Annotated in this window: 13 protein-coding genes; 2 read left to right on the top strand and 11 right to left on the bottom strand. The window is 69.2% G+C overall.

Annotated elements, in window-relative coordinates; all coding sequences use genetic code 11:
* Window positions 1–19: 19 nt before the first annotated feature.
* Both H1Q64_RS23040 and H1Q64_RS23035 read right to left on the bottom strand, forming a co-directional pair.
* Window positions 20–985: an acetoacetate decarboxylase family protein gene (locus tag H1Q64_RS23040; RefSeq protein WP_237906902.1), complete on the bottom strand. Its 966-nt coding sequence runs from the start codon at window positions 983–985 to the stop codon at window positions 20–22.
* Window positions 982–3,264, bottom strand: a complete 2,283-nt coding sequence (locus H1Q64_RS23035) for an NAD(P)-binding protein (protein WP_237906901.1) — start codon at window positions 3,262–3,264, stop codon at window positions 982–984. The genes H1Q64_RS23040 and H1Q64_RS23035 overlap by 4 nt, the downstream gene beginning before the upstream one ends.
* Before the next feature lie 265 nt (window positions 3,265–3,529).
* On the opposite strand from H1Q64_RS23035, the gene H1Q64_RS23030 reads away from it, so the two are divergent.
* On the top strand, window positions 3,530–9,289 hold the full coding sequence (locus H1Q64_RS23030) for a trifunctional serine/threonine-protein kinase/ATP-binding protein/sensor histidine kinase (protein ID WP_237906900.1): 5,760 nt from the start codon (window positions 3,530–3,532) through the stop codon (window positions 9,287–9,289).
* 12 nt (window positions 9,290–9,301) lie between these two features.
* Here the strand turns inward: H1Q64_RS23030 and H1Q64_RS23025 are convergent, their stop codons facing one another.
* The 8 genes from H1Q64_RS23025 to H1Q64_RS22990 form a co-directional block, all read right to left on the bottom strand.
* Entirely contained in the window at window positions 9,302–10,165 is an 864-nt protein-coding gene (locus H1Q64_RS23025; RefSeq protein WP_237906899.1) for an isocitrate lyase/PEP mutase family protein, read from the bottom strand.
* A 23-nt stretch (window positions 10,166–10,188) separates the two neighbouring features.
* Window positions 10,189–10,926: an ABC transporter permease gene (locus tag H1Q64_RS23020; RefSeq protein ID WP_237906898.1), complete on the bottom strand. Its 738-nt coding sequence runs from the start codon at window positions 10,924–10,926 to the stop codon at window positions 10,189–10,191.
* 5 nt (window positions 10,927–10,931) lie between these two features.
* Window positions 10,932–11,681 (bottom strand): ABC transporter permease, encoded by a 750-nt coding sequence (locus H1Q64_RS23015; protein ID WP_237906897.1) that lies wholly within the window; start codon window positions 11,679–11,681, stop codon window positions 10,932–10,934.
* Complete coding sequence (locus H1Q64_RS23010; RefSeq protein ID WP_237906896.1) at window positions 11,678–12,538, bottom strand: ABC transporter ATP-binding protein; 861 nt, start codon at window positions 12,536–12,538, stop codon at window positions 11,678–11,680. The genes H1Q64_RS23015 and H1Q64_RS23010 overlap by 4 nt, the downstream gene beginning before the upstream one ends.
* 39 nt (window positions 12,539–12,577) lie before the next feature.
* A complete protein-coding gene (locus H1Q64_RS23005) occupies window positions 12,578–13,537 on the bottom strand; it encodes an ABC transporter substrate-binding protein (protein ID WP_237906895.1) in 960 nt (319 codons plus the stop codon).
* Window positions 13,538–13,604: 67 nt separating this feature from the next.
* Window positions 13,605–14,231, bottom strand: coding sequence for a 3-isopropylmalate dehydratase small subunit (gene leuD, locus H1Q64_RS23000; RefSeq protein ID WP_237906894.1), 627 nt, complete (start codon window positions 14,229–14,231; stop codon window positions 13,605–13,607).
* Window position 14,232: 1 nt separating this feature from the next.
* Window positions 14,233–15,648 (bottom strand): 3-isopropylmalate dehydratase large subunit, encoded by a 1,416-nt coding sequence (gene leuC / locus H1Q64_RS22995; protein WP_237906893.1) that lies wholly within the window; start codon window positions 15,646–15,648, stop codon window positions 14,233–14,235.
* Between the two features lie 14 nt (window positions 15,649–15,662).
* The gene (locus H1Q64_RS22990; protein ID WP_237906892.1) at window positions 15,663–16,535 is read right to left on the bottom strand and encodes an isocitrate lyase/PEP mutase family protein; all 873 of its coding nucleotides are present in this window, start codon (window positions 16,533–16,535) and stop codon (window positions 15,663–15,665) included.
* 161 nt (window positions 16,536–16,696) lie between these two features.
* On the opposite strand from H1Q64_RS22990, the gene H1Q64_RS22985 reads away from it, so the two are divergent.
* Entirely contained in the window at window positions 16,697–17,398 is a 702-nt protein-coding gene (locus tag H1Q64_RS22985; protein ID WP_237906891.1) for a GntR family transcriptional regulator, read from the top strand.
* 142 nt (window positions 17,399–17,540) lie between these two features.
* Here H1Q64_RS22985 and H1Q64_RS22980 read toward each other — a convergent pair whose 3' ends face one another.
* Window positions 17,541–18,554, bottom strand: a complete 1,014-nt coding sequence (locus tag H1Q64_RS22980) for a proline racemase family protein (protein ID WP_183179363.1) — start codon at window positions 18,552–18,554, stop codon at window positions 17,541–17,543.
* Window positions 18,555–18,568: the final 14 nt, after the last annotated feature.

The following is an 18,568-nucleotide window of genomic DNA, read 5'->3' as shown; positions in this document are numbered from 1 at the left end:
AGGGCCGGCGCCCGTTTCCTCACTCCGCCTGCCAGACCACCCGGCCGGGGTTGGCACGGAAGTCCATGTGGATTTGCATGGCGAAATCCACATGGACGGTGGCGCTGCCATCCGGCCCGGCCGCGAAGCCGAAGTCCGAGATGACCTGATGGCTGGCGTAGTCGGCCACCCGCAGCGTCCAATCGCCCCGCATCGGCCAGGCGCCGCGGAAGCGGTCGACGTGCATCGGGCAGTCGATCAGCGCCTGATAACAGGCCAGCTCGCTGTCCGGGGCGCCGCGGAACTGCTTCAGATTGATGACCGGCACCGTGCCGGCCAGCAGCGATTCCACCGCATTGACGGCGACCTCCACCCCCTCGACCAGCCCGCCGGGGCGCAGCAGGGTTTTCAGCGCGTCGCCGAGGTCGGCGGCGAGATCCTCAAGGCTCTGCCACGCCGATCCGGGGGTCCACGGCCCGCCCTCCACCGTCAACAGGGGGGCGAACACCCCCTCGCAGTCGGAGGACAGGGTGCGGAACAGCGTCGTCTCGCAGACGAAGCGCGGCGCCTCGGCCCCCTCCTGCGGCAGCGTGACACGGCCCAGCGACTTGGCGAAGCCCCAGCCCTCGCGCCCGCAGACCAGTGGAATTGTCGCGTCCGGGAAGACGTAGGGCATCCACAACACCAGCCGCGGCCACTGGCCGGGCCGATGCTCGATCAGCGGCAGCCACAGCGAGGCTTCCCGGTAGGGAATCCAGCCGAACGGCTCAGTCGGGCTGGTGCAGCGCCCGACCGACAGGAAGGTGCACAGCGCCACCGGACCGGCCACCGTGTAGCGCACCGCCCCGGCGGGGGCCGCGTTCAGCAGCTTATCCACCAGCGCCTGCGTGTTCACCGGGTTGCTGCGCACGACGAAGGCGGTGGCGAGGCTGTCGGTGAATACGCCGGGTGCCGCGATCGACACCTCGCCGTGCCCGGCGAAGGAGACGTAGCGGGGGGCGGTCACGACGGCGCCCCGTTCAGGAAGTTCTCACCGGAGATGAACAGCGGCGTTCCGGAGATCGCCCGCGCCGCCTGCATGCCGGACATTACCGTCGCTTCGATGCAGGAGGTGTTGAAGCCGGTGCGGACCCAGCAGCCGGCCAGGAACAGGTTGTAGAACCCGCTGTCGTCGGTGCGCAGCCGGAACTTGGTGGAGCCGGCGGCGCTGCCCGGCAGCGTTTCGGTGGGATCGACGTTGGCGCGGATGATCTGGTGGGACAGCCGCTCCCGCCCGGTGCCGTTCCACGGATCGTAAAGGACGTTCCAGTTGAAGCCGACACCGCCCTGGCCGGAGACCGTCGCCTTCGGCCAGAAATTGCCCATGTAGGCGTCCAGCCACTCCGCCGCGCTGTTCGTGACGTTGTCCAGCGCCTCCTTCGGCACCGCGAGGTCGGTGGTCGGACGGGCGACCAGGCCGGTCTGCCAGACGCCGCAGATGTAATGCACCGACTTCGGCGCGCCGGTCTCGCCGGGGCGGAACTCGTAGGGCAGCGTCTGCCCCATCTCCGCCCAGATCGACCAGGGCTCCGGCCCGGCGACGGCAGCCGGCTGCCCCGGCTCCCAGCCCAGCCCCTGGAGATCGGGACCGCACCACAGCTGCATGGACAGCGTCGGGATGATGCCGATGTTGCTGGTCATCGCGTTGAAGGCCGGCGAGGCCGCCTGCAGCTCCGCCGCCAGGGTCGGCTGGTCGTTCATCGCCTTGAAGCCGCCCATGGAGATGCCGAGGACGGCGACGTCGAAGTCTCGGCCGCGCTGCAGCGTCTCGGTCCCGACCGGTTCCCACGCGCACCAGTGCGATTCCAGCGAGGAGTTGTTGGTGGCGAGCGCTGCCTGGACCTTGTCGGCGTCCTTGATCTGGTCCCACAGCGGCTCCAGCGGCCAGGCCAGCAGGAACTTCTTGTCCTCCAGCGGCACGGTGATCAGCGGCTGGTAGTCGTCCCCGCCGTCGGCCAGATCGACCTGCCGGGCGAGGCGCACGGATTCGACCAGCGCGCGGTCGTCGGACAGGCCGATGTCCTCGACGCGGCGGAAGAACTTCACCTTCACGCCGTTCTGCAGCAGGGTCTGGTAGATGGGCGCGATGATAACCTCGCCCATGCCCGCTTCCATGTTCCACATCACTGATTCGCGGCAGGTGGCGAACATGCGCACGCAGGACTGCGCCGCGACGCCGGCGCCCCAGTTGGGCTGCCGGTAGTCGCCGTCCTTGTACTGCATGAAGGTGTCGTAGCAGGTGCGCAGCGAGCAGCTCTGCTTCAGCGCCTCGGCGTCGCCGCCGTGACGGATCAGCCAGTCGGTGAATTCCAGCTCGTCCAGCGAATCGGCGGTGCGCTTCTCGATCCCGAAATCGGCGATGATGCCGACGGTGAAGGGAAGCACGAAGGCCAGCAGGTCGCGGGCCACATGGTTGCTGGGCAGGGTGGCCGCCGCGGCTTCGATCAGCCGCAACAGCGTCATCAGGTCGTGGAAATGCTCCACCGGCGGAGCCGCCGACGGGTTGGACTGCGGCCCGTCCGCCAGCGCCCGGATCAACCGGTGGGCGGCCACCGCGGCGTCCTTGGCGGTGGTCACGGCGGCGCCCTTCACCAGCGCCTCGGCCTGCGCCAGATGGCGGACCTCGCGGTCCTTCCAGCCGCGGATCGCGTCGGCGAAGCGGGTGGCGAGCGGCGCCGGAAGAACCTGCCGGTCGGGCGGCAGGATGGGGATCGGCGCGACGGTGCGGCCGTCGATGTGGACCAGCTTGCCGTCGACGATCAGGCCGCTCAGCTCGTCCCAGTTCTCGAACACGTCGCGCACCACGCCGACCAGCGACGCGATGGCCTGCGGCAGGGTCGGCATGACGTTGGCCGAGCCCGGCTCACCGCCCAGCACCGGCCAGGTCAGCGGCCAATAGGCCGGCTTGCCGCCGTCCAGCACCATGCCGATGGGGGTGAAGCGCTGCGGCTTCAACACATCGCGCCAGGACTGGAAGGTGTTGTCCGGCGAGCGCTTCCAGACGTCGAAGACGTCCTGGATCATCTTGAAGGCGTTGTTGTAGAAGCCGAACCAGACATGCAGGCCGTGCTCCTGGATGCGGTTCCACTGGTCGCGCCCGGTGGCGCCCTTACCGCCCAGCCGCCAGCCCATCTGGTAGATGGTGACGTCGTAGCGCGCCCGCTTCTCGTCCGTGTCGGACAGGAAATGCGCCGTGGTGAGGGCGCCGACGCCACCACCCAGAATTGCAACTCTCGTCTTCGCCATGCTCTCCCCCCGGCAGATCCGGCATCCCCGCGACGGCGCCACGGAATTTCGCGGCACTCGTCGGAAATTGCGGGGGAGATTAGCATAAATTGTCTTACCGCAATTGAACTATTACGCCGTTTCGCCGATGCTACGGGTCTATGACCCGTGCGATCGCCAAGCAAAAATCGTACAAAACCCCGGCCGGCACGCCCTGCGCTTGCTCCACCGTGGCGCGACCTTCTATAACGGATACCGCAACCACGCGACATAAGGATGCTGCGTCGTGATCGGGGCCATCCCCACCGCAACCTTGCCCGCGTTACCGGGCTTCCGCGTTGTCGAGACGCTGCATGTGGGGTCGCGCTCCACCGTGCTGCGCGCCGTCCGGCGCGACGACGGCCTGCCCGTCGTCTGCAAGCTGCTGTCCGGGATAGACATCGGCGGCGAGGACAAGGCGGCGTTCCTGCGTGAATTCGCCATCACCCGCCGGTTGCGCCACGCCGGGATCGTGGAGGCGCTGGACTGCATCCCCCACGGCAACGGGCTGTTGATGGTGTTCCGCGACATCGGCGGCGCCGCGCTGGACAGCCTTCCGGACGTGCGGACGGAGGACGTCGCGGTCTTCCTGCGGATGGCGCTCCAGGCCGTCGACGCGCTGGCCGCCGTGCACGACGCCGGGGTCGTCCACAAGGACATCAGCCCCGGCAACCTGATCTGGAACCCGGCGACCGGCCAGTTCAACCTGATCGACTTCGGCATCGCGTCGGAATTATCGCGGGAAGAGGCGGGCGACCCGGACGTCGGCACCATGGAGGGCACGCTCGCCTACATGGCGCCGGAGCAGACCGGGCGGATGAACCGGTCGGTGGACTACCGCGCCGACTTCTACGCGCTGGGCGCCACCTTCCATGACTTCCTGACCGGCCAGCCCCCCTTCCCGTCGGGCGACCCGCTGGAGCTGGTGCATTGCCACATCGCGCGGACGCCCGTGCCCGTGCACAAGCTCAACCCGCTGGTGCCCGAGCCGCTGGCCGCCATTGTGGCCCGGCTGATGGCGAAGAACCCGGAGGAGCGCTACCAGAGCGCCTTCGGCCTGCGCGCCGACCTCGAACACTGCCTGACCGAATGGCGCAGCCACGGCCGCATCGAGCCCTTCGCGCTGGCCAGCCGGGACGTCCGTCCGGTGCTGCGCATCCCGCAGAAGCTCTATGGCCGCACCGCCCAGTTCCGCGTCCTTCTCGACGCCTTCGGGCGCGCCGCCGCGGGTGGGTTCGAAGCGCTGCTGATCTCCGGCTATTCGGGCGTGGGCAAATCGGCGTTGGTCCGGGAACTGCACAAGCCGGTGATCGCCCGCCACGGCTTCTTCATCACCGGCAAGTTCGAGCCGCTGAAGCGCGACATCCCCTACGCGCCGGTGATCGAGGCCTTCAAAACCCTGGTGCGGCAGACCTTCGCCGCCGGACCGGAGTCGCTGGCGCGCTGGCGCGCGCGCCTTCTCGCCGCGCTCGGTCCCAACGGACGGGTCATCACCGACGTCATTCCCCACGTCGAGCGGCTGATCGGCCCCCAGCCGCCCCTGCCGGAGCTGGGTCCGGTGGAGGCGCACGAGCGCTTCATCTACGTCTTCCGCAATTTTGTCCGCGTCTTCGCCGGGGTGGGGCACCCGCTGGTGCTGTTCCTGGACGACCTGCAATGGGCCGACCTCGCCACGCTGAAGCTCTTGGAGGGGCTGGCGGGCGATCCCGACCTCGGCCACTTCCTGCTGGTCGGCACCTGCCGCGACACCGAGGTCGATGCGACCCACCCGCTGCGCCACACGATCCAGACCTTCGGCGAGCGCGGCGTTCCCGTTCGGGACGTCTCTCTCGGCGGGCTCGACGCCGACGCGGTGGTGGCCCTGCTGTCCGACACGCTGCACGCGGCCCCCGACGACGTGCGCCCTCTGGCCGAACGGCTGATCGCCAACACGCTGGGCAATCCCTTCTTCCTCGGGCAATTCCTGGAGTCGCTGGAACAGAGCGGGCTGATCGCCTATGACAGCCTCGGCGGGGTGTGGAACTGGAACCTGGAGGCCATCGAGTCCCAGCGGATGGAACGGATGGTCGACGACGTCGTCACCTTCGTGGTCCGCCGCATCCGCGAGCTGCCCGCCGAGACGCTGACCGTCCTCCAGACCGCTGCCTGCATCGGCAGCGCCTTCGATCTCGCCATCTTGGCCGACGCGAGCCGGCGCACCTACGCCGCGACGGCGGCGGCGCTGTGGCCGGCCCTGCGCAGCGGGCTGGTGGTCCCGGTGGGCGACGCCTACCGCTACGCCGACATGGACAGCGTGTCGCCGCGCGCCACCTACCGTTTCGTCCACGACCGGGTGCAGCAGGCGGCCTACAGCATGCTGCCGGACGCCGACGCCCTGGCGTGCCATCTCGCCGTCGGCCTCGTGCTGGAACGCAGCCAGGGCTTGGCGGGCGATCGGACGACCGATCGGCTGTTTGCGATCACCAACCAGCTGAACCGCGCCCTGCCCCTGCTGTCGCCGGAGCAGAGGGAGCGGCTGGCCCGTTACAACCTTATGGCCGGACAGGCGGCGCGCGCCTCGGCGGCGCTGGGGCCGGCCTTCGACTATCTCATCACCGGGGTCGGGCTGCTCCCCGTGGATGGATGGTCGCGCCTGTACGACCTGGCGCTCAGCCTGCACGCCGAAGCGGCGGAGATCGCGGCGGTGAACGGCGACGTCTCCGCGGCGACCCCGCTGGCCGAGGCCATCGAGGCCAACGCCCGCACCGTCCTCGACCGTGCCCTGGCCTACGAGACGCAGATCCAGATGCATGTGTCGCGGCAGAACCTGCCGGCGGCGCTCGGCGCCTGCCGCACCGCCCTGGGCCAACTCGGCAGCCCGATCCCCGAGCGGGCGGACACCCGGCATGTGCTCAAGGAACTCGCCACGACCAAGCTGGCGCTGCGCGGCAAGGGAGAGGAGGATCTCGTCAACCGCCCGCCCCTCACCGACCCGCGTCTGCTGACGATCGGACGCATCGTGTCGCGCGTGCTGGCCAGCGCCTATCTGTACGACACCAACCTCTACACGGTGCTTTTGCTGCGCATGGTCCGGCTGTCGGCGACCGAGGGCATCCTGCCGGCTTCCGGCATCACCTACGCCACCTACGGGCTGCTGCACTGCGCGATGCTCGGCGACGTTCCGGCGGGCGCCATGTACGGGCGGGTGGCGCTGCGCGTGCTCGACCGGCTGAACGCCAACCAGGGCCGCGCCCAGACGCTGTTCGTCGTCCATCTGTTCATCGAGGTGTGGCACCAGCCGGTGGCCAAATCATTGGCCGGACTTCTCGACGCCCACCGGATCGGCCTGGAGACCGGCGACATCGAGTACGCCGCCTATTGCCTGAACAACGCGGTCGCGCAAGGGCTGTTTCTCGGCCATCCCCTGCGGCAGCTCCAGCAGACCGCGGCAGGCCACGCCGCCGCCATCGCGCGCTTGAACCAGCAGACCGCGGCCGGTGTCCTGCGGCCCCACCAGCAGCTCATCGCCAACCTGCTGGGCGAGTCCGAAGACCCCACCGCCTTCGCCGGCCCCCACGTCGCGGAGGCGAGCGACGTCCCGGCCCTGGCCGCCAGCGGCAACCGCCTTGCCCTGGACACGATGCACAGCCATCTGGCCTATCTGAACCTGCTGTTCGGCCGGATCGACGAGGCGCGCCGCTGCATGGCGAAGCGCCGTCCCTTCGCCGATGCCTCCATGGGCATGGTGATGAACCTGCGCATGCGGGTGGTCGCCGCCCTGATCGACTTCGCCGCCTGGGAGCGCCTCCGTCCCGCCGAACGGCTGCGGGCGCGGGCCGCGGCTCTCGGGCTGGAGCGCCGGCTCCGCGGCGCGGTCCGCCACGCGCCGACCAACTTCCGCCACCTGCTGGCGCTCGTGGTGGCCGAACGGCTGCGCGCCACGGGGCGGCTGGACAAGGCGCACCGTTACTACCAGACCGCCGCCGAGAGCGCCCGCGAGCAGGGCTTCACCCACGACGAGGCTTTCGCCTGCGAACGCGCCGGCGAGGCCGCGTTGGAGCGTGGCGACCGCTTCACGGCGAAGGCGATGCTGTTCCAGGCCCGCCACGCCTACCGGCGCTGGGACGCGCTGGCGAAGGTCAGGGCGCTGGACGCCCGGCTGGCCGAGCTGTTCGGCGAGACGGCGGTGGACCAAAGCCCGGCCGACGATGGTTTCCCGCCGCAACGCCCGGTCACCGCCTCGTCGCGGCGCCGCTCCTCCTCCGGGTCCAGCTCGCACATGGTGGATGTGGAGACGGTGATCCGCACCTCGCGGGCGCTGGCGCAGGACATCCGCCTGGGCGACCTGCTGTGGACGCTGATGAAGCTGGTCATCACCAACGCCGGCGCGACGCGGGGCTGCCTGCTCCTGCCGACCGACGGCGCGTGGCGGATCGAGGCCGACGCCACGAGCGAGGGCGACGCCGCGGAGGTGTTGCAATCCCACCCCCTCGACGACGCGGCGCCGGTCCTGGTGCGCGGCATCGTCGACGCGGTCATCCAGACCGGCGAGCCGGTCGTTCTGGCCGACGCCGTGAACGACGGCGATTTCCAGTACGACCCCTACACGCGGATGGCGCAGCCGCGCTCCGTGCTGTGCCTGCCCTTGCGCAACCGCAACCAGATGGTCGGTATCCTCTATCTGGAGAACAACCTCGCCGCCGACATCTTCAGCCCGGAACGGCTGGAGCTGCTCGACCTCCTGTCCGTGCAGATCGCCATCTCCATCGAGAACGCCCGCCTCTACGACGGGCTGGAGCGGCTGAACCGCACGCTGGAAGCCCAGGTCGCCGAGCGGACCCGCGAGGTTGCCGAGCAGTCGCAGCTGCTGCGCGCCACCCTGGCCAGCATGTACGACGGCTTGGCGGCCTTCGACGCCGAGGAACGGCTGCGCGTCTGGAACGAGCGCGCCATGGCCCTCTTCCAGCTGCCGGACACGCTGCGCCGGGTCGGCCTTCCGTACCGCGAGCTGAGCGCCGCGGTGAACGCCTCCGGCCAGCTTCTGACGGCGCTGGTGCCCTCGCCCCGGATGAGCAGCCCCAGCGAGATCGAGTTCGCCGACGGCCGGGTCATCCAGGTCCGCAGCAATCCCATGCCGGACGGCGGCATGGTCCAGGTCTACGTCGACGTGACGGTGGACCGCAGCCGCGAAAGCGAGCTGCGCGACGCCCACGAGCAGCTTCACGCCGCCCACGCCCAGCTCAAGGCCGCCCAGCAGCAGCTCGTCCAGGCGGAGAAGATGGCCTCTCTCGGGCAGCTCGTCGCCGGGGTGGCGCATGAGATCAACACGCCCATCGGCATCGTGATGACCAGCGCCTCCTATCTCGGCGAGAAGATCAGCGCGCTCGAAACGCTGTCCGACACCGGCAAGATGCGCCGGGCCGACTTCCAGGACTTCATGCAGGCCGCGCGCGACGCCGCCACGCTGATGATCAGCAACGCCACCCGCGCCGCCGATCTGGTGCAGAGCTTCAAGCAGGTCGCCTCGGACCAGACGCGCAGCGACCGCCGCCGCTTCGACCTGGGCGGCTATCTGGAGGAGGTTCTGGTCAGCCTGCGCCCGACCTGGCACCGCCCGGGCCACGAGGTGAATCTGGAGTGCCCCAAGGGCATCGAGCTGGACAGCTATCCCGGCGTGATCGCTCAGATCGTGACGAATCTCATCACCAACTCGGTCAATCACGCCTACCGGGAGGGCGAGAAGGGCCGGATTGCCATCACGGCGCAGACGCTGGAGAACGACGGGGTGCGGCTGGTCTATCAGGACGACGGCTGCGGCATCCCCGCGGAGAACCACGGCAAGGTGTTCGAGCCCTTCTTCACGACGCGGCGGGGCACCGGCTCGACCGGGCTCGGCCTGCACATCGTCTTCAACCTGATCACCGGCCAGCTCGGCGGCACCATCCACCTGGACAGCCGGCCCGGCGAGGGAACGCGATTCACCGTCGAGTTCCCCTGCCGTGCCCCCGGGAAAACGCCGCAGGGCTGAGACGGCGGACGGTTACTCCGTCTCGGGATGGCGCTTCTCGAATTCCCAGACGCGCTCAAAGCCCATCAGGCGGGTGAAGTCGGGGAAGGGATAAAGCTCTCCCCGATACTCGGCGCTCGACCCCTTGGCGAGGATTTCGCCGTAGGCGCTGCGCAGCGCCGCGGCCATCGCCAGGAAGCCGGTGGCCGGGAAGATGGCGATGCGGTACCCCAACGCCTCCAACTGTGCCCCGGTCATCACCGGCGTGCGCCCGCCCTCCACCATGTTGGCGATCAGCGGCTTGCCGATGGTCCGGCAGATCCGCTCCATCTCCGCCTCGCTCTCCGGGCTTTCCACGAAGATGATGTCGGCACCGGCCTCGGCGTAGGCGTCGGCGCGGCGCAGCGCCTCGTCGAGGCCGAGCGTCGTGCGGGCGTCGGTGCGGGCGATGATCAGGAAGTCGCTCGACGAGCGCGCCTCGCAGGCGACGCGGATCTTGCGCACCATGTCGGCCATGGGAATGACCCGGCGGCCCGGCGTGTGGCCGCACTTCTTCGGGAACTCCTGGTCTTCGAGCTGGATGGCGGCGGCCCCGGCCTCCTCGTAGCCGCGGATGGTGAAATCGACGTTCAGCAGGCCGCCGTAGCCGGTGTCGCCGTCGGCGATCAGCGGCGTCGCGGTGCCGCGCGCGATCGCCCGCACCCGGCCGACCATGTCGGTGAAGGTGGCGAGCCCGGCGTCCGGCAGGCCGAGATGGCTGGCGACGGTGCCGTAGCCGGTCATGTACAGCGCGTCGAACCCCATGCCGTCCGCCAGCTTGGCCGAGATCATGTCGAACACGCCGGGGGCCGAGATCAGGCCCGGCTGCGACAGGCGCTGCTTGAGAGAAATGGTCATGTCGTTGGAATCTCCGGAAGTCTTCAGGCGGTCCGCCGGTGCATGCGCCGGTCGATGTGCAGCAGGCCGGCGCTGATGAGCACGGCGGTGGTGGCGAGGATCAGCACCACGGCCATCATGGTGCGCACGTCGTGCCCGCCGATGGCGTTCATGACGAGGTAGCCGAGGCCGCGCTGCGAGGCGAACATCTCGCCGATCAGCACGCCCAGCAGGGTCAGCGAGAAGCCCACCCGGAGACCGGACACCAGCTCCGGCAAGGCGGCGGGAAGGATGATGGTGGAGACGAGCTGCGGCGGCGACAGGCGCATCACCCGCGCGCTGCGCAGCATCACCGGCGGGATGGTGCGGACCGCGTTCATCGTGAAGATGATCACCGGGATGATGCCGTGGATCGTCCCGAAGGCCACCTTGGCCGACAGGCCCAGCCCGAAGGCGAGCAGGATCACCGGATAGAGCGTGATCTTGGGCAGCGAGTAGAGCGACACCAGGATCGGCTCCGCCACCTCCCCGGCCAGCCGGTTGATGCCGAGCGCGATGCCGATGGTCAGCCCGCCGAACACCGCCAGCAGCAGCGAATAGAGCAGCGCCACGCCGGTCTCCGCGACGTGCGGCCAGAAGGTGGCGGAGCCCAGCAGTTCCACCGCGCGGGCCAGCGTGTCGGCGGGCGAGGTCAGGGCGACGCTGCCGACGATCCAGTGCAGGACCTGCCACAGGGCCACCAGCGCGACGATGACGAGGAGCGTATCGGTCTTTCCGTGCATGGCCGTCAGCGCCTCCGCCGCTGCATGATCCGGCGCTCCCAGGTGAAGAGCACCGCGTTGAGCACCGTCACCAGGACGATGATGAACAGCATCAGCGCGTACATCCGCGCGTTGTCGAAGTTGTTGAAGGCATAGGCGATGCTGTAGCCGATGCCCGAGGAGGACATGATGAACTCCGCCGCAATGACGCCGATGAAGCAGTAGGCGATGGCGAGCTTCGCCCCGGTGAACAGGAAGGGTGCCGCGCTGGGCAGCTTGACCATCAGCGCCGTGCGCACCGGGTCCATGCCGTGGACGCGCGCCGTCTTCAGCAGGACGCGGGGAATGCGGTCCAGCCCGTTCAGCGTGTTGATCAGCATCGCCACCACGCCGAACAGCGTGCCGATCACCACGATGGGCGCCGCCCCCAGCCCGAAGATGACGATCAGCACCGGGTAGAAGACGAAGAAGGGCACCGCGTAGTAGGTCGCCAGGAAGGGGTCGAGCGCCCGGCGCACCCGCGGCATCGCGTGGATCGCCACGCCGCCGACGAAGCCGAGCAGGATCGAGGCGATCACCGCCATCGCGACGTTGCCCAGCGTCTCGCCGATGTCGGCGCTGGCCGAACCCGAGGCGAGAAGGCGGTAGAGATCGCCGGCCATGACGCTGGGCGCGGGCAGGACCGTCTTGGCGATGACGCCGGCCCGGCACAGCACCTCCAGCAGCAGGACAGCGCCGGTCACCACGATCAGCCGGAGCCAGCCCGCCCAGCTCACGACCCACCCCCGGCGAGGCCCGCCGCCTTCAGGCTCTCCTCGCGCAGCAAGCGCCACAGACGGGCGGTGATCTGGCCGAAACCGTCCTCGCTGGCGATGCGGGAATCGCGCTCGCGCGACCAGCCCGTCTCGATCTCCTCGATGATCCGTCCGGGCCGTGACGACATGACGCCGATGCGGTCCGACAGCATGGCCGCCTCGTCCAGCGCGTGGGTGATCAGCATCACCGTGGCACCGGTTTCGCGCCACAGCTTCAGCAGTTCGTCGCCCATGATCAGGCGGGTCTGGGCATCGAGCGCGCCGAACGGTTCGTCCAGCAGGATCAGGCGTGGACGCATCACCAGTGTGCGGGCGATGCAAACGCGCTGGCGCATGCCGCCGGACAGCTGCACCGGATAGGCCTTGGCGAAGTCCTTCAGCCCCACGAAGCCGACGGCGTAGGTGACCCGCCGTTCGATCTCCGCCGGATCGACGCCCGCCCGACGCAGGCCGAAGGCGATGTTGTCCCACACGGTCAGCCAGGGGAAGGTGGCGTCCTCCTGGAACACCACCCCGACGCCGTCCGGGACCTTGCCGGCCACCGGCTTGCCTTCGAAGCTCACCGACCCCTCGGTCGGCACGGACAGGCCGGACAGCACATCGAGCAGCGTGGACTTGCCGCAACCCGACGGCCCGACGACGGAGAAGAACTCCCCCTGCCGCAAGGTCAGGTCGACGGGGCCCAGCGCGTGCACCCCGCCGTGGCCGGGGACGCCGTAGATGCGGCTGACCCCCTTCAGTTCGGCGTGGACGGCGGGGGCGGGGAAAGCCCCCGCCTCCTCGTGCAGGTCGCGCTTGGCGGCGACGTTGGCTTTCATCGGGGGCTTCCTCCCGGTCATCGTGATGCGTCAGACTGATTATTTCAGGAACGAGGCGTCGGCGTGCTTCGACCAGTCGACCTCGCCCTTGACCTCGCCGATGATCTGCAGCCCCTTGATCAGGTTGTTCATCCCGTCATACTCGAAGTCGCCTGCGCTCCAATATTTGATGCTCGCCAGATTCTTGAGCGCCTGCAGCGCGATCGCCTCGTCGATGTCGTAGTATTTGGTCATGATCTTGGCTGTCTCTTCGGGGTTGGCGTAGACGAAGTCCACCCCCTTGCGCCGCGCCTCGATCAGCTTCTTCAGCTTGTCGCCGTTCTTCGCGGCGAACTCCGACGTGGTGACGCCCACGGTCTGCACCATGGTCGGCAACTCGGTCTCGACCGCGAAGACCATGCGGTACTTGTTCTGCACGCGCGCCCAGATCGGGTCCATCACCGGGGCGGCGGCCACCGCGCCCTGTTCCAGCATGGTCAGGCCGCCGCCGATGCCGCCCGCCGACACGCCGTCCACCGTGATGCCGTGCTTGTCCTTCACCATGGTCAGCAGCATGTCGGTAACCGACTTCGGGCTGGTGAAGGCGACCTTCTTGCCGTCCAGGTCCTTGGCGGTCTTGACCGGGGAGTCCGGCTTGGTCACCCACAGGATCTCGCCCGCGGTGCGGACGCCGGTGTGGATGATCTTCACGTCCAGTCCCTGGTTGATGGCCGCCACCGCCGCCGACAGGGCGACCTCGCCGTAGGGCATCGGCGCGGCCATGACGTTGCGCATGGTCGTGCCGCCGCCCTTGGAGGTCAGGACGCCGGTGATGTCCAGCCCCTGCTCCTTGTAGTAGCCCTTCTCCATGGCGACGGCGTAGGGCGCGCCGTACATCAGAACGCCCCAGTGGGTGACGGTGATCTCCTCGGCCTGCGCCGGTACGGCCGGGACCAGGGTGGCGAGCGCCACTCCCATGGCCGCCGCACCCAGGACCGCCTTGCGCTTCATCGTGGTCATGAACGACATCGCTGTTCCTCCCAATGTGCCGCTGGCCTTTCCGGCCATGCGCGTTGACCCGGACCCGTCAGGCGGTGGGCAGGGCGTGAATCCATGGGCGCTGCGCCCGGTCGCGCGCCTCGAACGCCGCCATGGCGGCGTCGTGGCGCAGGCTGGCCCCGATCTCGTCCAGCCCCTCCAGAAGCGCCTGCCGCCGCGCCGCCTCCATCGTGAAGGCGAACTCCCGCCCGTCCGGCGCGGTGACGCGGCAGGCCTCGATGTCCACCGTCATGGCGGCGGACGGCGTCGCCTGGGCGACGGTGACGAGATGGGCGAGCGCCGCCTCGTCCAGAGTCACCGCGGCCAGACCGTTCTTCTGGCAGTTCTCATGGAAGATGCTGGCGAAGCTCGGCGCGATCACGCAGCGGATGCCGAAGTCCATCAGGCTCCACACCGCGTGTTCGCGCGACGAGCCGCAGCCGAAATTCTCGCCGGCCAGCAGGATCTTGGCCTCCCGCCAGGGCGCCTGGTTGAGGACGAAGTCCGGCCGTTCCTTGCCGTCTTCGTCAAACCGCCATTCGGAGAAGAGTCCGGCGCCCAACCCGCTGCGGTGGATCGTCAGCAGATGCGCCTTGGGGATGATCGCGTCGGTGTCCACGTTGGGTTGCGGCAGTGGTGCGGCGATCCCGGTGATGCGGTTGATGGGTTCCGGCATGTCAGACACCCCCTTCCAGACTGCGGACATCGACGATGCGCCCGGCCACGGCCGCCGCGGCCGCGGTGGCGGGGCTGGCGAGGTGGGTGCGCGCACCCGGCCCCTGGCGTCCTTCGAAGTTGCGGTTCGAGGTGGCGACGCAGCGCTTGCCCGGCGGCACCCGGTCGGCGTTCATCCCGGCGCACATGGAACAGCCCGGTTCCCGCCATTCGAAACCGGCGGCGGTGAACACGCGGTCCAGCCCCTCCGCCTCGGCCTGCCGGCGCACTTGGCCGGAGCCCGGCACGACCAGCGCGCGCAGGCCGGCGGCAACACGACGGCCCTTCAAAACGGCGGCGGCGGCCCGCAGATCCTCGATGCGGCTGTTGGTGCAGGAGCCGATGAAGACCATGTCCACCGGCAGGTCGCGGATCGGCGTCCCCGGCTCCAGCCCGATGTAGTCGAGCGCCCGGCGCATCGCCTGCCGGCGCTTGGGATCGGCCTCGCGCTCCGGATCGGGAACGGTCTCGCCGACACCGATGCAGTCCTGCGGGCTGGTGCCCCAGGACACCTGCGGCGTGAGAGTGGAGACGTCCAGTTCGATCTCGGCGTCGAAGCGGGCGCCGGGATCGCTCGCCAGGGCGCGCCACGCCTCAACCGCCTGCTCCCACAGGTCGCCCGCCGGGGCGAAGGGTCGCCCCTGGAGATAGGCGAAGGTCACCGCGTCGGGCGCGATCAGGCCGAAGCGCGCGCCAAGCTCCACCGACATGTTGCAGACGGTCATCCGCTCCTCCATGGAGAGCGCGCGGATGGCCGAACCGGCGTATTCGACGCCGTAGCCCGTCGCCCCGGCGGTGCCGATGGTGGCGATCAGCTTCAGCACCATGTCCTTGGCCGACACGCCCGCCGGGCAGGTGCCGCTGAAGGTGATGCGCATGGTCGGCGGGCGGCGCAGGATGGCCGTCTGCGTCGCCATGACATGCTCGACTTCCGACGTGCCGATGCCCCAGGCCATGGCGCCCAGCGCGCCGACCGTGCTGGTGTGGCTGTCGCCGCAGACGAGCGTGGCGCCCGGCAGGGCGATCCCCAGCTCCGGCGCGATCACATGCACGATGCCCTGGCGGACGTCGCCCAGATCGAACAGCGCGACGCCGGTGGCCTCGGCGTTGGCGCGCAGGGCGCGGATCATCTCCGGCCCGCCGGGCACCGTGTCGTCGGTGCGGCCGTTTTCGGTCGAGACGATGTGGTCCGCCGTCGCGAAGGTCAGGTCGGGGCGGCGCAGCCGGCGCCCGGCGGCGGCCAGCCCGGCGTAGGCCTGCGGGCTGGTCACCTCGTGCAGCATGTGGCGGTCGATGTGGAGCAGCACCCGCCCGTCGCCCAGATCGGCGACGACGTGCTGGTCCCAGATCTTGTCGATGATGGAACGCGGCGTGGTCATGACGTTGCCTCCCCTCATTCGGCGGCCCGGTAGGCCTGTTCCCGCTCGTAGTAGTCGGGGAAGCCGACAAGGTCCTTCAGCGCTTCGAAATCGGCCTGGGCCACCCGGCTTTCCTGCCCGTCCGCCACCGCGGCCAGGGCGGCGCGCATGGCGTCGATGGCCGCCGACATCAGGGTCAGCGGATAGGCGGCGAGCTTGAAACCCAGCGCCTCCAGTTCCCGCGGCGGCAGGATCGGCGTCTGGCCGCCGCGCACCATGTTCGCCATGGCCGGCCGGTCGATGCCAGCGCAGAAGGCGGCCATTTCCGTCTCGTTGTGCGGAGCCTCCATGAAGATGATGTCGGCGCCCTCCTCCACGAAATCCCGGCAGCGCTCCAGCGCCGCGTCGAAGCCGTACGTGGCGCGCGCGTCCGTCCGCGCCAGGATCAGGATGTCGTCGGCCCCCGAGCGGGCAGCGTCGACGGCGGCGCGGATCTTCATGCGCGCCTCGGCCCGCCCGACGACCTGCTTGCCCTTGGTGTGGCCGCAGCGCTTGGGGCTCACCTGATCCTCGATCAGGACGGCGGCGGCCCCGGCGCGGGCGTAGTCGCGCACGGTGCGCTGCACGTTCATGGCGTTGCCGTAGCCGGTGTCGCCGTCGCCGATCACCAGCAGGCCGGGGGCCGCCTGACAGACGTTGCGGAGCTGGTCCAGCATCTCGGCGAAGGAGATCAGCCCGGTGTCGGGCATCCCCAGCCGGGTGGCCGAGACGGCGAAGCCGCTCATCAGGCTGACGCGGAAACCGGCCTGCTCGATCAGCCGCGCCGACAGCGCGTCGAAGCAGCAGGGCATCAGGTGAAGGCCGGGAGCCTCCAGCAACGTTTTCAGGCGTTGTGCGGGTGTCGTCACCGGTTGTATCCCTCCCTTGTCGCCGCTTCCGCTGTTGGCTTCCGCTAAAGCGCACCGGAACCGGGCGTTTGATTTGTTGTGCCTACGAACATAATGCGCCATTGTATACAACGCAACCCGAAAAAATTGGGTTGCGGAGCAGAAGGGCAAGGGAGGTCAGCATGGCGGACAGCGCCGGGGCTCTGGCGCCCCAATGGGACAACGGCCTTGGTGGCGGCTCGAACCGCGCCGCCGACCGCGCTTACCGCTTCATCCGGGAAGGCATCCTGGCCAGCCGCTGGCCGCCGGGCGCCCATCTGCGCGAGCAGGAGCTGGCCGAACTGACCGGGGTCAGCCGCACCCCCGTGCGCGAGGCGCTGCGCCGGCTGTCCGCCGACGGGCTGCTGCAGCTCGTCCCCAACCTCGGCGCCAAGGTGAACGCCTGGACGATTCAGGACCTCGACGAGATTTTCGGGCTGCGCGCGACGCTGGAAAGCCAAGTGGCTGGCCTCGCCGCCAGTCGCGCGGAGCCGCACCATCTTGTCGACCTGGGGGCGCTGTGCGATGCGATGGAGGCGGTGGTGGGGGACGGCCACGCGGTGGATTTTTCGCGCATCACGCCGCTGAACGACCGCTTTCACGGCCTGCTGATCGACATCGCCGGGGATCGGCGCCTGGGCCAGATGATCCGGCAGGTGGTGGAGATGCCGCTGGTGCTGCGGACCTTCGCCCGCTACAGCCGGCGCGACCTCGCCCGCAGCATGAACCACCATCGCGAGATCGTCGAAGCCCTGACCGCCCGTGATGGGGAATGGGCCTCGTCGGTGATGCGCGCGCATGTGCGCGCCGGGCGGGCCGTCTTCACGGTGCCGAAAACCGAGTGAGCGTCATTGTATACAACGTCGGTGTATACAATGACGTCGTGCCGATGCGGGCGAACGGATCGCCCATCCGCGCAGCACAATGGTCCCGGCGCCCTGAAGGACGCCGGGACAAAGTTTTCAGGACGCTATTGGTACAGGCCGGTCAGGCGACCAGGAAGCCGGCGCCGACCGGATCGTTGCGGTCGATGACCCAGCGGGCGGTGCCGAGGATGCTGGCCGTGCCCTTGACGGTCGGGCGCACGGCGCGCACGCCGTTCAGGCGGGTCTCGCCGAGCAGACTACCCTCGAAGGTGCCGGTGCCGAGCAGGCCTTCGGAGCGGATGGTGTCGCCGATCGCCATCTTCCCGCGCGCCTCGAACATCGCCATCATCGCGCTGGTGCCGGTGCCGCCCGGCGAGCGGTCGAGCTGGCCGGCGCTGAAAACGTGGACGTTCTTGTAGAAGGCGCCCTCGATGGTCGGCTCGTGCCAGAAGGTCACGAAGTTGAAGTTGTTGATGTGCGCCGACGCCGGGTGCTGGATCGCCACCTTCTGGCGCAGTTGCTCGCGCGCCAGGATGCCGTAATGCGACAGGGCGGTGCCGTTCTCCGGCCCGATGCGCAGCGAGGTGCCGGTCAGGTCGATGATGCCGAAATAGTTGCCGCCCCACACGATGTCGGCCTTCAGCGGGCCGATCTCCGGCAGCTCGAACTCGACGTCCTGCGCGGCGACATAGGCCGGGACGTTCTCGAACTTGGTCCACAGAACCCGGTCGCCCTCATGGGCCACCTCGGCGACGACGAGGCCGGCGGTGGTCTCGAAGCGGATGGTGGTGCGTCCGTTCTCGCCACGGCGGACGAGGCCGTTGGCGACCATCGCCATGGCGACGGCGATCGTGCCGTGGCCGCACATGTGGGAATACTGGGTGCCGTCGATGTAGATCAGGCCGGCGTCGTAGTCCGGGCCGGACGGCGGGGTCAGGAAGACGCCGAACATGTCTTTGTGGCCGCGCGGCTCGCGCATCAGGGCTTCGCGCAGCCAGTCGTAATGGGTCTCCAGAAACTGGCGCTTCTCCAGGATGCTGGAACCGGCCGGATAGGGGATGCCGCTGTGGATGATGCAGAGCGGCTCGCCCTCGGTGTGGGTGTACAGGACATCGAATGCGTCTTGCATGCGCATGGAAGGACCCTTTC

The organism is Azospirillum brasilense, from assembly GCF_022023855.1.
GTDB classification, from domain to species: Bacteria; Pseudomonadota; Alphaproteobacteria; order Azospirillales; family Azospirillaceae; genus Azospirillum; species Azospirillum brasilense_F.
The sequence above is the reverse complement of the archived record's forward strand: the minus strand, read 5'-3'. Positions and strand labels throughout refer to the sequence as shown.

Excerpts from the sequence above, each read along its gene's own strand:
- H1Q64_RS23005 (WP_237906895.1), bottom strand. The coding sequence starts at position 13,537 with ATGACCACGATGAAGCGCAAGGCGGTCCTGGGTGCGGCGGCCATGGGA.
- H1Q64_RS22985 (WP_237906891.1), top strand. The coding sequence starts at position 16,697 with ATGGCGGACAGCGCCGGGGCTCTGGCGCCCCAATGGGACAACGGCCTT.
- H1Q64_RS22980 (WP_183179363.1), bottom strand. The coding sequence starts at position 18,554 with ATGCGCATGCAAGACGCATTCGATGTCCTGTACACCCACACCGAGGGC.
- leuC (WP_237906893.1), bottom strand. The coding sequence starts at position 15,648 with ATGACCACGCCGCGTTCCATCATCGACAAGATCTGGGACCAGCACGTC.
- H1Q64_RS23035 (WP_237906901.1), bottom strand. The coding sequence starts at position 3,264 with ATGGCGAAGACGAGAGTTGCAATTCTGGGTGGTGGCGTCGGCGCCCTC.
- H1Q64_RS23020 (WP_237906898.1), bottom strand. The coding sequence starts at position 10,926 with ATGCACGGAAAGACCGATACGCTCCTCGTCATCGTCGCGCTGGTGGCC.
- H1Q64_RS23025 (WP_237906899.1), bottom strand. The coding sequence starts at position 10,165 with ATGACCATTTCTCTCAAGCAGCGCCTGTCGCAGCCGGGCCTGATCTCG.
- H1Q64_RS23010 (WP_237906896.1), bottom strand. The coding sequence starts at position 12,538 with ATGAAAGCCAACGTCGCCGCCAAGCGCGACCTGCACGAGGAGGCGGGG.
- leuD (WP_237906894.1), bottom strand. The coding sequence starts at position 14,231 with ATGCCGGAACCCATCAACCGCATCACCGGGATCGCCGCACCACTGCCG.